General features: G+C 40.3%; 17 protein-coding genes. 4 read left to right on the top strand and 13 right to left on the bottom strand.

All coding sequences use genetic code 11. The annotated features are described in order from the left end of the window. Positions 1–100 precede the first annotated feature (100 nt). The 13 genes from CQA40_RS07690 to CQA40_RS07635 form a co-directional block, all read right to left on the bottom strand. Complete coding sequence (locus CQA40_RS07690; protein ID WP_023928003.1) at positions 101–661, bottom strand: pyruvate flavodoxin oxidoreductase subunit gamma; 561 nt, start codon at positions 659–661, stop codon at positions 101–103. Between the two features lie 395 nt (positions 662–1056). Further along, positions 1057–2388, bottom strand: coding sequence for a tRNA pseudouridine(13) synthase TruD (gene truD, locus CQA40_RS07685; protein ID WP_115520299.1), 1332 nt, complete (start codon positions 2386–2388; stop codon positions 1057–1059). A gap of 4 nt (positions 2389–2392) precedes the next feature. Then, positions 2393–3637 (bottom strand): alanine racemase, encoded by a 1245-nt coding sequence (locus tag CQA40_RS07680; protein WP_115520298.1) that lies wholly within the window; start codon positions 3635–3637, stop codon positions 2393–2395. Between the two features lie 45 nt (positions 3638–3682). Continuing rightward, positions 3683–4267: a c-type cytochrome gene (locus tag CQA40_RS07675; protein WP_115520297.1), complete on the bottom strand. Its 585-nt coding sequence runs from the start codon at positions 4265–4267 to the stop codon at positions 3683–3685. A gap of 231 nt (positions 4268–4498) precedes the next feature. Beyond that, positions 4499–6313 carry a penicillin-binding protein 2 gene (gene mrdA / locus CQA40_RS07670; RefSeq protein WP_115520296.1) on the bottom strand — a complete coding sequence of 605 codons (1815 nt, stop codon included), beginning with the start codon at positions 6311–6313 and terminating at the stop codon, positions 4499–4501. 107 nt (positions 6314–6420) lie between these two features. Beyond that, a complete protein-coding gene (locus tag CQA40_RS07665; protein WP_115520295.1) occupies positions 6421–6921 on the bottom strand; it encodes a hypothetical protein in 501 nt (166 codons plus the stop codon). Between the two features lie 242 nt (positions 6922–7163). After that, positions 7164–8054 (bottom strand): GTP-binding protein, encoded by an 891-nt coding sequence (locus tag CQA40_RS07660; protein WP_220271904.1) that lies wholly within the window; start codon positions 8052–8054, stop codon positions 7164–7166. Positions 8055–8158: 104 nt separating this feature from the next. Beyond that, positions 8159–8686, bottom strand: a complete 528-nt coding sequence (gene lptA, locus CQA40_RS07655; protein WP_115520293.1) for a lipopolysaccharide transport periplasmic protein LptA — start codon at positions 8684–8686, stop codon at positions 8159–8161. A gap of 78 nt (positions 8687–8764) precedes the next feature. Continuing rightward, on the bottom strand, positions 8765–9487 hold the full coding sequence (locus CQA40_RS07650) for a hypothetical protein (protein ID WP_115520292.1): 723 nt from the start codon (positions 9485–9487) through the stop codon (positions 8765–8767). 15 nt (positions 9488–9502) lie between these two features. Beyond that, positions 9503–10021, bottom strand: a complete 519-nt coding sequence (locus tag CQA40_RS07645) for an HAD family hydrolase (RefSeq protein WP_023928013.1) — start codon at positions 10019–10021, stop codon at positions 9503–9505. A 178-nt stretch (positions 10022–10199) separates the two neighbouring features. After that, a complete protein-coding gene (gene hisB / locus CQA40_RS07640) occupies positions 10200–10790 on the bottom strand; it encodes an imidazoleglycerol-phosphate dehydratase HisB (RefSeq protein WP_115520291.1) in 591 nt (196 codons plus the stop codon). A gap of 297 nt (positions 10791–11087) precedes the next feature. Beyond that, entirely contained in the window at positions 11088–11210 is a 123-nt protein-coding gene (locus tag CQA40_RS11660) for a hypothetical protein (protein ID WP_258864500.1), read from the bottom strand. Between the two features lie 69 nt (positions 11211–11279). Continuing rightward, positions 11280–11606: a cytochrome c gene (locus CQA40_RS07635; protein ID WP_115520290.1), complete on the bottom strand. Its 327-nt coding sequence runs from the start codon at positions 11604–11606 to the stop codon at positions 11280–11282. Between the two features lie 334 nt (positions 11607–11940). On the opposite strand from CQA40_RS07635, the gene CQA40_RS07630 reads away from it, so the two are divergent. The 4 genes from CQA40_RS07630 (at position 11941) to CQA40_RS11210 (ending at position 16060) form a co-directional block, all read left to right on the top strand. Beyond that, the gene (locus tag CQA40_RS07630) at positions 11941–13122 is read left to right on the top strand and encodes a flagellar basal body P-ring protein FlgI (RefSeq protein WP_023928016.1); all 1182 of its coding nucleotides are present in this window, start codon (positions 11941–11943) and stop codon (positions 13120–13122) included. A 50-nt stretch (positions 13123–13172) separates the two neighbouring features. After that, a complete protein-coding gene (locus CQA40_RS07625; RefSeq protein ID WP_115520289.1) occupies positions 13173–13553 on the top strand; it encodes a hypothetical protein in 381 nt (126 codons plus the stop codon). A gap of 40 nt (positions 13554–13593) precedes the next feature. After that, positions 13594–14766 carry a PAS domain-containing sensor histidine kinase gene (locus tag CQA40_RS07620; protein WP_115520288.1) on the top strand — a complete coding sequence of 391 codons (1173 nt, stop codon included), beginning with the start codon at positions 13594–13596 and terminating at the stop codon, positions 14764–14766. A gap of 79 nt (positions 14767–14845) precedes the next feature. Continuing rightward, positions 14846–16060 carry a hypothetical protein gene (locus CQA40_RS11210; protein WP_181882884.1) on the top strand — a complete coding sequence of 405 codons (1215 nt, stop codon included), beginning with the start codon at positions 14846–14848 and terminating at the stop codon, positions 16058–16060. Positions 16061–16345 lie beyond the last annotated feature (285 nt).

The following is a 16345-nucleotide window of genomic DNA, read 5'->3' as shown; positions in this document are numbered from 1 at the left end:
TTTTTATACTTTCTCGCGCCTTCCTCACACTTTTACACTTTTTCGCGCTTTCTCACGCTTTCTTAAAGCCCTTAAAAAGTGCCGTGTTTTTTGCGCTTGCCTACCTCACTTCGTTATACGCACGCTCAATAGCCTGCATATTTGCATCGATGATATTTTGCGGGAGCTTTTTGCCAAGTACTTTTGTAAAAGCCTTTTTGAAATACTCCAACTCTAGACTTTGAGAGATTTTGATAAACGCCCCTAGCATCGGTGTATTTGGGATAGGCTTGCCGATAGTGTTGAGCGCGATTTTTATGCAATCAAGCACATAGAGCTCTTTGCCCGCTAGCTCGGGCTTTTTTGCCACGAGTTCATCTTTGCTTAAGTGCGTGGTGATGATATACTTGGTGTCAGGCTTGTCATTGGCGCAAATATCGGTGATAAAGACAATCCCGGGGTCAATCACAAGCACATAATCTGGTTCCATATACTTCTCGTGATTGAGGATAGGCGTATCATCGATTCTATCATACGCACTCATCGCCGCACCGCGCTTAGCAGAGCCATACAGCGCAAAGGCTTGGACTTCTTTGCCCGTGCTAGCAAAGACATCTGCTAGCCCTTTTGCACCCGTTACCGCACCCTGCCCCGCACGAGAATGCCATCTAATCTCTAGCATCGTTTCTCCTTATTTTTAATTTTTCTTTATGTAAACTGACTTACCAAAGATTAAAAAAAATTTTACCATTTTTTTATTAAAAAGATGATTAACTTGAGAACCTAAGCAAGCAAGAATGCACCAAAAATTGACATTTACGACAAAAAAGAGACAAAAAGAGTGTATTTTCTTTTTATTTTTTGTGTAGATTTTGTAGATTTTTTATATATTGTCGCACATTAGGCGATTTTGGAAGTCATAGATTTTAAATTTGTGCTAGATTTGTGAGGGATTTTTTAAGCATTTTGACAAAAGTTTTGATAAAAATTTTATCGCTTTTTAGCAAGACCTTTTAGCATTGTAAAGTCGATTTAACGCAAGAAAATATCACGCAAATTATTACAAAAATATGTCGCTTATAGCTCTTTGCCTGCGATTTGCTCAAGCATTGTGGTGGCATACGCCCCACTTGGCAAGCTAAAGTGTAGCTCCATTTGTGCTTTGCTCTCCTTGTAGCTAGACTCACACTCGCTAGCCCACACCCACGCATATCGCCTGCTCCCACCACTACGACAATCCACCTCCAAAAACGGCGATTCTAGCAAGGAAGCTATGCCTGTGGCTTGCTTTAGATTTTCTCCATTTAGCGCACCTGTGGGGGCAAACTCCCCTGCTTGAAATCTATCTATCTGCTTAGAATCCACCCCCTCTAGCACAAAAAATCTACCATACGGATAGTGGCAGCAAATATCTCCATTTAGTAGCCCAAAAGGCATTTTTTGATTTTGTAGATTTTCATAGATTTCACGCAGATTTTGCCTAGATAAACTAAAAAGATTTGCAAAAGCCTTGTTTTGTAGCGTGTCCAAAAAATCTAACTCACTAGATTGCTCTTTTGATTCTTGCTCTTTAGATTTTTGCCATATATGTTTTCGCTCTTTTACTTCCCTGATAGCCTCTATAAATTCGCCAAACCCAAACTCCCCAAATCGCCCTAGAAGTAATCGCACACAAAGCCATTCATTGAAAAGATAGCTTTGCAAACTTGAGCGCAAAAAATCCCGCATTTTTTTATTTTTTGGTATTTTTGTTTGGATTTTTGGTTTGCAAGACTTAAGCGCAAAATCATTCAAATCCTCCCCTTTCAAATCCCCATTTTCAAAACTCTCTCTTGCCAAACTCCCCCTTGTCAAATCCACATTTGCCAAATCAAATCCAAGTTTGTAATTATCCCCACCAAGCCCAAATCTCTGAAATCCAAAAAAATTTGCAAAACCAAAATTTTGCATTATTTTTAGGCTAGATTCTATCTTTTTGGCATTTATAGGCGTTACCTTTTTTAGACGGATAAAAAAGCGATTGCCCTTTAGGTGTCCTATTTTTATTTTATTGTTGTGCAGTGTTGTAGAAAGTAGTTTTATGTCATATTGCTTAGATATTGCCTCAAAGCAAGATTGTATATCTTTTTGCTTGAAGTAGATTTTTGGGATTGAGAGGTATTGGGTGGTGGTGGCGTTTTTGTCTTTTAGCCCTGCATAGCCTATGCTTTTGGCCGGGCAAGCGATATACGAGCTCAAAATTTTGACTAGCTCAAATGTGCTTAAGCCTTTTTTGCGAATTTGCAAGATTTGGTGCTCTCCACTTCCGCTAAACTCATAAAGTGGGATTTCACTCACTACAAAATCTCTAGGCGAGTGGGCGAAGTGAAAATCCGCACTTAAGTTTGGATAGCTAAAGATTTTTGGCATTTTTTTAGCGCGTAATCACGCGCGGGATAAATGGCGATAAATGAGTCAAAATCACATAAGGTATCGTCCCAAACACTCGCGCAAACTCGCCCACATCGCTAAACACGCAGATTTCATCCCTCTCACTCTCACAGCTAAAGCAATCCATACTCATCACAGGCAATATCTCCTCCCCACTAGCGCAATGCAGTTTTGGCATATCTTTGCCAAGCCGAAACAGCCCATCTCCATAGCCCACATCATAGGTGCTAAACGCACTATCTTTGCCTACCACACTTACCCCACCATAGCCGATTTTATCGCCTTTGTGCAGATTTTGCGTAGCGATTTTGGACGCCCAAAGACTTAGCACGGGTTTTAGATGAATCTCAAGCGGAATTTCAGCGGTATGGTAGCCATACGCACCAATACCAATCCGCACGATTGTATCGCACAATTCTAACTCGCATTTTTCTAGGCTAGATTTTTGTGTTTTGTTTCGCAAAGCCCCTGTGGTGCTAAGAGAGTGGAATCTAGGCAAAGGGATTTGCAAAGTATTACAAAAATCCATCACTTGCCTTTTTATCTCATAAAAATTTGCTTGAGATTTTGCAAAATCTAGTGCTTCTTCTCCTCCATTGTCACCATAACCATTATGCGCAAAAATTCCAATAAGCCTGATTTCCCCCTCCCTTATAAGTCGTGCCAAAATCTCAAATGCTTTATCTAAATCGCTTTTTTGGATTCCATTGCGATTCATTCCTATGTTGCATTTTAGCTCAATCCCTAGTGGCAAATTTTTCTTTTTAGGAAAATCTTGTAAATCTTTCTCTAGCTTTTTTAAAGACTCTAGCGAAGCAATAGAGCGATAAATATTGCTAGGACAATCAAGCGGGGCTTCGCCATAAAGAATGGTAATATGTGAAAAAATCCCTTGCAAAGCCAACGCTTCATCATAGTTTTTGACAAACACACAATCTATGTCATTCTCTTTTGCAAGCTGTGCGATTTGTAGCAGTCCGTGCCCATAGGCATTGTCTTTCATCACAAGGGCGATTTGTGGCAAGATAGATTTTGCAGTAGGTTCGGGGGTAGATTTGTGTGATGATTTTGCTAGGGATTCTAGTGTAGATTCTGCAGTGGATTTGGGAGTAGATTTAGGAAGTTGCTTTGTAGAGTTTGGGATAAAATTTATGTTGTTTTTTAGAGCTTGTGCTATTGCGTTTATATTATGACAAAAAGCCTTAGAATCTAGGCGAATCTGTGCCATTTTTGCTCTTTTGGCTTAATTAGCAGGATTTATTGGCAAAATCAATTATTTAGGTAGTTTTGAAATATATTCTGCTAAGGCTTGTATGTCATTTTGACTTAGACTTTTTGCTTGTTCCTGCATAATGGCTTTTGTCCCGCCTTTGTTGCCTACTTGGCGTTTGTAGGCTTGCAAGTCGCCAATGATTTTGTATCGTGGAAGCCCTGCGATAGTTATATCCCCACGCGCACCGGGCGCGGACTTTTTGCCGTCATTTCCGTGGCAAGCAGCACATTTTTTGTAAGTCTTTGATGAGGGGCTTTGTGCAAAATGCTCTAAATCTTTAGTAGAACTTTGCGTAGAATCTTGTGCTAAAAAATCGGGCAAATCCTCCCACAAAAAGCGTTTTTGCGTGGATTTTGATGAAGTGCTCGCATAAGCGTTTGTAGAAATTTTTGTCGCTTTGTCTGCCAAACTTTGCGCTAAGGCTTGGCTAAAAAACAAACTTACAAATAAGCAAAAAACACCCAATACCAAACAAAATCCAGCGCAAAACCTAGCATAAGATATTTTGTTTTTGGTAGCGATTTTTTGGGCTGTGCTAATAGCTTTGTAAATCGCGGTAGAAACGACTAAAGTGGCTGTTTTCATTTATACTCTCCTAAATGTGTTTTGCCTAATGTGTGTTGCGCATTTTGGCTATTTGATTTTATGACTTTGCCTTGCTATCTTTCTTTTTACTTTTCTCTAACTTTCTCTAGCTTTAGGACTTAAATTGACTTAAAAATTTACTAGAGAGATTCTACATATTTAAAGTTTATAAATGGATAAAATATGCAAAAACTTATATCAAAATCTTATGCCAAATTTTTGCACCAAAATCTAGCGACTAATATAGCCTAGCTTTAGCAATTCATTTACGATACGAACCATTATAGGACCAGCATTCCCGCCACTTTGTCCGTGCTCTACTAGAATCGTTACTGCGTATTTTGGATTTTCTGCAGGGACAAATCCCGTCATCCAGCCGTGAGAGCGTCTAAAATAATCTAGCTCACTCTCTTTTATCCGCGTCTTTACATCTTGGGCGATAGCTGTTACTTGGGCAGTGCCTGTTTTGCAGCCTATCTTTGCTTTTGCTGCTAGTAAGCGCATATAGCCCGTGCCACCGGGGACATTGCAGGCTTCTACCATTCCTTTTTGTAGCACCCATAGTTTTCCTTTTTGAAAATCATTTAGCACATCTTTTGACTCAAAGGTAATATTTGCCACACTTTGTTGATTGGCGTTTTGCTGCTTGATAAAATGTGGTGTAGGTAGCTTACCAGAAGCGATAAGCGCGGTATATCTCACAATCTGCATAGGTGTAGTAAGGAAATATCCCTGCCCGATAGAAGTCTGCACCGTATCCCCAGCATACCACGCTGCGCCGTGTCGCTGCGCTTTCCAATACGGAGTTGGCAAAATCCCGCTAGATTCGCCCGGGAAATCTAGCCCACTTTTTTGTCCAAATCCCATTTGGGCAAGCACTTGCCCCATTCGCTCTATGCCTACGACTTGAGATAGTTTATAAAAATACACATCCACAGATTCTCTTATCGCCTTGAAAGTATCTGCACTTCCGTGCCCGCCAGCTTTCCAATCGCGAAAATGATGATTCCCAATCGTTATAGAATATGGTGTAGCGATTTTGGTATTTTCATCGACATTTCCATATTCCAAAATCGACATTGCGATGCCCATTTTGATGACAGAGCCCGGTGGATACTGCCCGTTTATAAAGCGATTGATAAGTGGCTTGTGTGGATTATCTCTTAGCGCGTTCCACTTTATAGAGCTTATGCCACCTACGAAATCATTTAAATCATATTCAGGATAGCTCCCCGCAGCCAAAATCTCTCCACTATGCACATCCATTACGATTGCAGAGCCGTTTTTCTCGCCAAACCCATATTCCTCATCAATAGCCCTTTGTAGCCTCGCATCAATAGTAAGCGTAATGTCATTTTGCACTTGTGGAAGCGTCTCTTCGGCTTTGGATACTTTTTGGTTAAAGGCATTTACAATGCTAGAGCGAGAGCCTAGCTGCCCTTGCAAAACCGTATTGTATTGTCGCTCTATGCCCTCCTTGCCGATGATTCCCGTGTGCTTGCTTATAGGGTCTACAAAGACATCGTTTTTATCTGCTGCGCCCACATAGCCTATGATATGCGAAGCAAGCTCCCTATTTGGATAATATCTCTTAAAAATAGGCTTGACAGAAATATTTTCTTGCTGATTTAGCAAGGCGTACACGGCTTGCATTTCATCATAGCTCACATAATCAATGACTTTTATAGGCTCGTGATTATAAGCAGAATTTTGCTTATTATAAGTTTCTGCCAAAGTCTCAATATCCACACCTTGTAGATTTTCTGCAATTTTTTTGATTGCACTTTGTAGCTCATCTTCTCTCAAAAGTGGCTTCAAAAACACCCCAAAAAACAAATCATTTACCGCCAAAGGCTCGCCCTGCCTATCAAGTATAAGCCCTCGTGCAGGCACTAGCACTTCTTGCTTAAACATATTGCGCCTAGCCACTTCAGCATAGTGGTCATACCTCACAATCGATATGATAGATAGCTTCAAAATAAGCAAAATCCACACTAAACCAAAAACGATAAATGTGATTCTAAAAGGTAGGGGGATATTTTTCATTCTTTGCCTTTTTTAAGTAAATATGCGCATATAAATTCGTGAGTGTATTATATGCGAGTGTGGGTTTTTGTGCCTATATTTTAGGAGTTTTGATTTTTGGATTTTTGCTACCATTTTTTGCGCTTCCATTTTATCTGCTCATAGATAAGCATAAGAGATGATTCTATGATGAAATAATAGATAAAAATCGCACTTAGAGAAAAATTTACCCCCGCGCCAAACATTTTGATGATATAAAGTGCCAAAAAATACACACCATAAACCGCGATAATATACCAAAAAACAAAAAGTGCATTATGTCCAAAAATGATATTAAATCGCTCGACAATGAGGTAATTTACCACCACAAACACGATAGGCAAAGTCCCAAGCGGAAGTTGCTTTTCGCTCTCATAGATGATGAGGCAAAGCACGATTGTAACCACTGCGGTGGTGTTTTTTTTGGAATAAAACTCCATAAAAAGAATAAAAAGCACCCCAATCATAGGAGGCAAAAACAAAAATATACTTCCAAGCAAAGTCCAAAGAAAAAATGCTATGCAAGTAAGTGTGGCTAGAGCGATTTTTTTGAAACTTTTGTCAGGAGTTGGCTGGGATAGAAGCTGCATTTTTACGACTCTTTTTAGTGGTTTTTTTTATAAGGATTTTTGCCAAGCGTTTGTTAAAAGTTTGTCAAAATTCTTGTAAGACTTTCTTGCAAAACTTTTGACAAACTTTTAACAAAAATCTTTAGCAAAATCTTGGATTATTAAAATTTGTGGCTAAAGCTTTTGCTTTGCCAAAACTAAAATGTGGCAAGCAAAATATGGCAAAATTTCTAGTTTCTAGCTTTTTAGATTTTAGCTCTCTGCTAGATTTTTTGTGTAGAAATTTTTGGTGGAGATATTTTTGGCGAGATTTTTAAGTCCGCACCTTTTTTAGACGAAGCACAAATCCCCAAAACTCCATCAAATATGGCTTCTCTCAAAACCTCTTTGCCACCATATTTTTTTGGTATTTTGTCGTTATAAGCCATAATTATAGCGTTATTTTGGCTATTTTTTTGGTGCAATTTCGCCAAATCATTCTTGCTTAGTTTGTCAGCTTTGGTAAAAACTTGCAAATACTGCTGGTCGGCATTTAGTAGTGAAAGGATACTATTTTTTAGGGCAAAATCTATCGCCAAATCCGTATGCCTAGAATCAATCAAATGTAAAAAAAGTTTGATACTTTTTCGCTCATTTATAAATCGCCATAGATTTTGTTGCCATTGCTTTAGCTCGGTTTTGGATACTTTGGCATAGCCAATCCCGGGCAAATCTATGAGGCAAAACTCAAGCACTTGAGGATAATCCACGCTAGAATCTGTGCTAGATTTTTCACTAAAATTTACGCTAGATTCACAGCCAAAATCTAGTGCAGATTTTGGCTGTGATTCCACGCCTGATTTTGCATCTGTTTTTGCAAAATCCACACTAGATTTCGAGATTGATTTTATAAAATCTGCTTTTTGCTCTGTGCTAGATTTTGCCTGCACTCTATTGCAATCCCTAACCCACTGCGTAGTAAAAAAATTGATAAGTTTTGTTTTGCCGGGGGTTGAAGAGCTTTTGGCGAGATTTGATTCTAGGATTTCATTGATTAGTGTGCTTTTGCCGACATTGCTACGACCCAAAAAAGCTACCTCGCTATGCAAAGGTGGGGGGGCATTTTTTGTGCTACTTGCAGAGGTTAGAAATTTGCTAAAGCGCGTGCGTATCATCAATCTATCCTCTTCTGTCCCATACATATACTCTTTGTGCTTAAGATTTTAGAATCAGACTTCTTTAGAGTGCAAAAAGTCCAAAATCTCGCCACCACAAAATCTCACTTCTTTTGTTGTATATCATTCAAATCAATTATCACGCGCACAGGGGCATCGCCCTCACTTTGGACATTTGCGAAATTCTCTTTATTATTAAATATGATTCTCTCACCCTTTAGATAGTTTGGCTTGCCAATCTCGCGTGCTTCTGCCCTGCCGATAAGCTGATATTCGCTTTGCTCGATTAGATATATAAGCGTATCGCTCTTTCCTTTTAGCTCTCGCCCATCTTCAGTGAAAATATGAAAATCCACATTGCCAATCGCTTCAAATTTGAATGGTTTGCGCTCTTTGCTCATATATACATTGACTTTATCAGCATTTAGCGTGTCGCGCTCCTTTGTGATATGCACGCTTCCCTCCGCACTTGTTATACCCCGCTTCTCATCGGCAAATACCTGCTTAGCATCAATAAGTAGCTCATCACCCCAAGCAACACTACAAAGCGCAAAAATCCCCACAAGCAGGTAAAGTTGTAGCCAAACACGACAACCCGCAAAAACACTACAAACACTGCCAAATATTTTCATCTCTTTTATTTTCCTTACCCTTTTGCCTTTCCTACCTTTTTTTTTGCCTTTCTTGCCTTGTGCTTTTGCCTAAAGCTCTCATTCTTTAGCTTTTTTATTGTTTGTGTCTAGATAGATTTTTGCTTGGACATTTTGTGCACTCATTGTGCCTTCTTTTTGTTTGTAGAGGATATTTTCCCCGTCCAAATCCCCACTCAAAGACACCGCCCAAAATCTCCCCACTCCACGAAAAACACCATTTTTCATATCATAGATTCCTCTCTCACTCCAAAAGCTCTCCCCACTATCTTTTGCATACACTCCACCTTTGTTAAACGCATACTCATTATCCACGCGCCTTACTTCCTCGCCATATATGTAGGAAATAGATTGCGCTTTTTTGTCGCTTTTGTTTGACACTATGGTTTCATACCCTACCTCATATTCGGCAAACCGCAATGCTCTTTGCCCTTGCAAACTTGACTTAATGTAGTCCTTATCCGCGTCATAGATTTGGTAGTCCTCTAGCTCAATGATTGGCATTTGCTCACGCTTTTTTAGAATCTCTTGCGTATCTTTGGCTGAAATCTTGATAAACACAAGCATAGCCACAAGCAACACCCAAAAAAACCAATGCACCAAAAAAGAGAGCGAAAAATACGAAACGACAATATTAGTAGCCTTTAGAGTAAAAAACCGCACAATCTCTTTTGGGCTAAGAGTGCCCTCCTCATATTGCCCTGCTAGGTAGATTTCCTCTCTTTTGCGTAGTTGTAGCTCTCTAGCAAACTTGATATAAATATATGCCAAAAACCGATTCATACTAGATTCTTTAAGCTAGATTTTGTGATATAAAGCTAAAAATTCTGCTTGCTCTTTTTCATCACGCGAGATGATAAAATCTATCATCTCTCTTACCGCACCCTCGCCACCACGAGAGTTCAGCACTATATCAGCGTGCTTTTTTATCTGCATATTTGCATCTGCAGGTGCGAAGCGCAAGCCACTTTGAGAAAACATCGCCAAATCATTGACATCATCGCCTATGCAGGCAACTTCGTTTTTTTGCACCTCTAGTCCAGACATTATCTTGCGTGCTGTGCTTGCTTTGTCCTCTACGCCCAAAAACACCCGCGTAATGCCTAGCTCCTCTGCTCTAGCACGCGTGCTAGGGGACTCTCTCCCAGAAATGAGGGCGACTTCTTTGCCCATCTTTAGCCACGCCACGATTCCTAAGCCGTCTTTTATGTTGAAACTTTTTGATTCCATTATGGAGTTTGTCTGCGGATTTTCTATAAGCGTGATTTTGCCATCTGTGAGTGTGCCATCGACATCGATAAGAAGTAGTTTAATCATAAATATCCTTTGTTTTAGTGGGATTATTGCTGTGCTAGATTTTGGTGTGAAATTCTTAGCGCGAAATCACTAGAATCGCTAAGTGTCCTCAAACTAGATTTTGATTTGCGCAAAATCTTTTATTTGCAATGATTTGCAAAATCTTAGATTCACAAACATTTCACAACTTAACTAATAACTACAAACAACCCTTTGTGCTTGGAATCTCTACGCGTGGATTTTTTACCAATGCCCTGCGAAGCGCAAGCGCAAAGGATTTAAACACCGCTTCTGTGATATGGTGCAAGTTTTTGCCTCGCTTTATAGAGATATGCACCGTTATGTTTGCATTAAAACACACAGCGCGAAGCCACTCCTCCACTAGCTCAATGTCAAAATCCAAAATCTTGCCACGATACTCACAAGCACTTGTATCAAACACCAAAAACGCTCGATTGCTAATGTCTAAATCACACTCTACGCACGCCTCATCCATTGCCACCGCGCCATTGCCAAATCGCTCGATATTTTGCACAGGATAGATACTTTGTGCCAAAAGTTTGCCGATGACTATCCCGCAGTCCTCCACACTATGATGAAAATCCACCTCCACATCGCCCTTGCACTCTAGCTCCAAGTCAAAAAGCGCGTGCTTGGCAAACGCCTCTAGCATATGGTCAAAAAATCCTATGCTTGTGTGGATTTTGGATTTTCCACTGCCATAAATATCTAGCTTTGCGTTGATTTGTGTTTCTTTGGTGTTGCGAGTAAGGGTGTTTTGTGCTTTCATCTAAGTCCTTAAAAAGTTTTTGTAAAGTGATTTTTGCGAAGTTTTTGCTTTTTGATTCTTTAATCTTTGCTTACTCTTAAATCACGGAAAGCAAAATGTAAAACGCGTTGCCTTAAAAATTTGCAAAGATTTTTCAAAAGTTTTAATAAAATCCTGTGATTTTGCTAGATTTTGCAATCTAAGCACAAAATCTTTAGAAAAAAGTCAAATAAAAGTCAAATTGTAGCATTTCTTTGTAATTGTTTGCAATGTAGAAGTGGGGTTTTAGCAAAAAAGAGTTACTTAGTAAGCGTTTTTTTAGCCATTTAGTGAAGCATTTGCCAAACATAAATCATACAAATCTAGCCCAAAACTAGCCTTATATAGTGATTTTGGCTTCTTTATCAGGGATTCTACGCGTTTTTTGAGAAAGGCAAGCATAAACAACGCCCCGCCCTCTCTATCCCTCTCAAATCCCCCCTAATACACCGCATACAGCTTAAAGCAATTTTACTTGCCTTTAAGTGTTGGGATATACTTAGATAGTGCGTCTATGTCCTCTGCGCTAAGGGAGGCTGCTTGTCCCCACATAGTCGCACCTAGCCCAAATGTATTTAGCGTCTTTGCCTTGTAGCCTAGAAGTGAAGTTTTGATTTGCTCTGGTGTGAGTGTGTTTGTGATTTTACTTTTGCCAAGTGCTTGTTTCTCCATTTTTGGTCCGTGGCAGGACTGACATCTCTGCTTGATGATAGTAGCTGGGTCAGCTGCGTTTGTGATAGCCACCACCCCTAGTGATAAAGCACCTAGTGCAAACGCTTTTTGAAGTGTATTCTTCATTTTTCTCTCCTTTGGTTGTTGTGATTTCTTTAGGTGATTTTGGGGCAAATCTCACTAAAGCAAGCATATTATATTCCCAAAAAGCCAACAGAAATGAGATAAAATCACAAAACGCAAAAATGCTATACAAAAGTAGCACGACACACCACCCCAAACTATGTCAAAACACCACACAAGCGTAGCGCACAAAATAACGCAAAAACAACGCAAAATCTCTATCCGCCAAATTGCCAAGAAAATGCCAAAAATCACAAAAATGGAATCTCTTTTGCTTCAATCAAAGCCATACCAAATCGCCAAAAGCACATTTTACACGCGCAATTAAGGAGAATATATGCGAGCAAAGCAAACAAAGGACTTTTTCAAAAGCTGGGATTTTTATGCTAGCTGGGGGAGTAGCACCGCTAGCTTTAGTGCCAAGCAGCCAAAATCTAGCCCAAATCTAAAAAAAACATTCAAAAACATAATATGTGGCTATGGAGCTAGAGTAATCGTAGCAGTGCTACTAGGTAGCGTAGCAATCGGTGTGCTTACCCCCGCAAAAGCCGAAAAAATCGGCGAAATAGCCAATGTCGTAGGCGTGCGCAACAACCAACTAATCGGCTATGGACTTGTCATCGGGCTAAATGGCACGGGGGATAAGACAAGCTCACGCTTCACAATGCAATCTATCGCAAATATGCTTGAGAGTGTAAATGTCAAAGTCGATGCAGAATCTATCAAATCCAAAAATGTCGCTGCCGTGCTTGTAACGGCTGATTTGCCACCATTTGCAAGGCAGGGCGACAAACTAGATGTCAAAATCTCCTCCATAGGCGATGCCAAATCACTAGAATCTGGGATTTTGGTGATGACACCACTTAGCGCGGTAGATGGCAATATCTACGCCGTAGCACAAGGAGGCGTAACCACAGGAACTTCAAGCAACCTACTAAGCGCACAAGTCGCGCAAGGTGCAGTCGTAGAGCGCGAAGTCCCTTACAATCTCTTTAGCCAAGATAATATCACGCTAAGCCTAAAATCTAGCAATTTCCAAAATGCCGTGAAAATCCAAGAATCCCTAAACAAAATCTTTGGCGAGCAAACAGCTTTAGCGATTGATTCTCGCACCATAAAGGTAAGCAAGCCCCAAGACATAACGCCTGTGGAATTTGTCGCACTTATCCAAGAAGTGCAAATCGACTACTCCCAAGCAAACAAAATCATCATTGATGAAAAATCTGGCACAATCGTAGCGGGCATAGATATTCCTGTGCGTCCTGTTGTCGTTACTAGCGGAAATATCACGCTAAAAATCACAAACGAGCCTCTAGAGGGCGAAAATCTAGAGCAACTAGATGCTACAAGTAGTTTTGATGAGGGGGCTGGCACGATAAGCGCGAGCGAAAAATCCACAACTATATCAACCGTAGTCAAAGCACTGCAAAAAATGGGAGCTAGCCCAAAAAATATGATTTCTATCCTAGAAGCTATGAGACAAAGTGGCGCAATCGCCACCCCCATAGAGGTTATTTAGACAGAAATTATGCAAGTAAAAAATATTTAACAAAGCAAAGGAGTGTCCAAATGAAAATCGATAGCACAAATGCCCTAAACCAATACCAAGCACTAAAAATTCAAAGCCTAGAATCTAGCCTAAGTGGCAAGGCAAAATCCACGCTTCACCACCAAGCAAACGCCCTAAAAGACAATCCCACCCAAAAGAGCCAAAACACTCAAAGCAAAGAGGACGCCACGCTAAAAGAGCAAACCGATGCGTTTGAAGCGATTTTGCTAAAATTTATGCTTGATAACGCACTAAAGCTAGAATACCCACTTTTCCCAAAGCAGCCCGGCACAGACATTTATCATAGTATGTATAAAGAATCATTATCTGAGCAGCTATCAGGTAGTTTTGGGTATTCAAAAGCATTGTATGATTGGCTAAAAGAGCAAGGCAAAGCCTAAAGTAATAAATCTTGCCAAATCTTGCAAACAAAGTCTATAAATGCCAAAAAACACCAAAACACCAGCGGATAAAAAAATCTCAAACCAAAACCCACCAAGCGAGATTTTGCCAAATGAAATTTTGCCAAACGACATTCTGCAAGGCGAAAATCTGCCAAATGATTTCCTAAAAGACAATCCCCAAAATATCAAAGCATTGCTAGAGGAATTTATCCGCATTTCATACAGCTACGAAAAAGAAGTCAAAGACGCAAAAGCCCTCTATGAGCGACTTATCGAGACACTCCCCGAAGCGATATGGGTATATAATCCAAATGGAAGTTTTTTTTATCAAAACAAGTTAGCCAAAGATTTAAGCGCGATTTTAGACAAGCTAGAATCGCTAAAATACCACAAAGATTTACAAAGCAAAAAATCCGCACCAAAATCCACCCAAGAAGAAATCACCCACCAAAACAAAATCTACCTTATCCAAACAAACTATGTCAAAGCCAATGATACCGATGAGACACAATGGAACACCCTAATCACTGCCACAGACATCACAAGCCAAAAGCGACAAGATAGGCTTGCTTCTATGGGGCAAATCTCTGCCCACCTAGCACACGAGATACGCAACCCCATAGGCTCTATTTCACTGCTTATCTCTACCCTTGCCAAGCGTGCCACACAGGAGCAAAAACCCCTCATTAGCGAACTTCAAAAAAGCATTTTTCGTGTAGAGCGAATCATCAAAGCCACGCTACTTTTTTCCAAAGGCATAAGCGCAAATCGCTCGCCCAACAAAATCTCTTCTTTGCGTGATGAATTATGCGACACGCTTGCGTATTATAGCTTTAGCAAGGATATAGATTTTGAGTTTGACTTTGTCGATAAAGTCGCGCTTTTTGACAAAGATTTGCTATTTATCGCGTTGCAAAATTTCCTTTTTAATGCCATTGATGCGATTGAGGAGGGGGAAGCACAAAGAGGGAAAATCGCCCTAAAAGCACAGCTAGAAGGCGAGGAACTTATCTTTAGCATACAAGATAATGGCAAGCCCTTTGATGAGGTGTTTGATGAAGTCGCGCTTTTTGAGCCATTTGTCAGCACCAAGCTAAAGGGAAATGGCTTAGGGCTAGCCCTCTCAAAGCAAATCATAGAATCTCATCAAGGCACTATCACGCTAAATGCAAACCAAAAGCTATTTATCGTGCGGATAAAGCGGGCATAAGATTTTGTAGGCAATATTTTGCAAGCAAATTTTACAAGCAAAATAGTTTAAGGTATAAATTTAGGTTTTGGCAGACATTATGCGTATAAAAAATATTAGCTTCTTTGCGCTATTTGCGCTATTTTTGGTGTTTTTTGGCTTTTGCTACTCTAGCGAGGATTTTAGTGAGAACTTTGGCATAAATTCTAGTGCGGATTTTAGCGTGGATTTTGACAAATCCTCGCAGGTCTTTGCGCTTAGCAACTTTGATAAAAAGCTACTAGAAAATGGCTCACTTCAAGGATATGTGGTAAGTGAAAAGCTTGATGGCGTGCGAGCACTATGGGACGGAGTAAACCTAAAAAGCAGAAGTGGCAAAGCCTTTAGCCCACCAAAATGCTGGGTAGAAAATCTGCCAGACTTCGCCCTTGATGGCGAGCTTTTCATCGCTAGAGGGAAGTTTGAAGAAGTGCTAAGCGTGGTAAGCAAAGGCGATAGCCAATGTGAGAAATGCAAGTGCGAGGAGTGGAGCAAGGTGGGGTATTTCATCTTTGATGTCCCCCAAGCAAATCAAAAATCAAATACAAAATCTAGTGCGGATTCAAGCACAGAATCTAGCGCGAAATCCTACACACTCTTAGAGCGACTAGCCCTACTAGAGAGTTGGCTAGAAAATCGTGCAAACAAAACAAATCAAGCAAAAACCACAGAGGACAAAAATAGCGCGGATTTAGATAGCAAAAAAGATGGCAAAAATCCTATCTTGCATATTATCCCCCAAGAGAGTGTGCCTAGCCAAGAAGCCTTGCAAAAAAAGCTAAAAGAGGTTGAAAAGCTCGGTGGCGAGGGGCTTGTTATCCGCAAAAATAATGCACCTTATGAGAGATTTCGCACGACAAATGCGATGAAGCTAAAATCATACAGCGACACCGAATGCGTAGTAGTAGCCCACAATCAAGGCAAGGGTAAGTTTTCTCACGCGCTAGGCTCGCTTACTTGCGAAAGCCTGCCACTAACTAGCAGTGCCACTACAAAAAGCGCGAAAAATACAAAAAATGCGGATTCCACACAGTCCACCTCCATAGATTCTGCACAACCCAAGAAAATTAAGGATTCCACAGATTCAGCGCAATCCACACCGCTTACATTCCCCACACATTCGCGCAAAATCCGCTTCAAAATCGGCAGTGGCTTTAGCGACAAAGACAGAGCAGCCCCTCCGCCAATCGGCACAACTATTACCTACAAATACTACGGGCTTACCAAAAACGGGCTACCAAGATTCCCTGTTTTTCTTAGAGTCTACTCACCTTAAATAGCCTAAATCGCACTCCCTCCACTTTCTAGCCACTACTTCATTGCAAATTTACAAACAAGCATAGCCCAAGTAAAGTCTAACCAAGTGTGGCAAAAAACAAACAAATGCAAACAAGCACAGCAAAGCCTCTTTGATAAAACACTTTTTTATCATCATTTTTTATCATTTTTATCATTGCTTTTTATTATTTCCCTTTGTCATCGCGATAGCAAAATCCAAAATGCCTAGCCCCTTAAATTCCCATTTATGCTTTATTTTTGAGAGTATCCATTCTCATTATGC

Source organism: Helicobacter sp. MIT 01-3238, from assembly GCF_003364135.1.
Lineage (GTDB): Bacteria > Campylobacterota > Campylobacteria > Campylobacterales > Helicobacteraceae > Helicobacter_B.
Note: the sequence above shows the minus strand (reverse complement) of the source record. Positions and strands in the feature narration are given on the sequence as shown.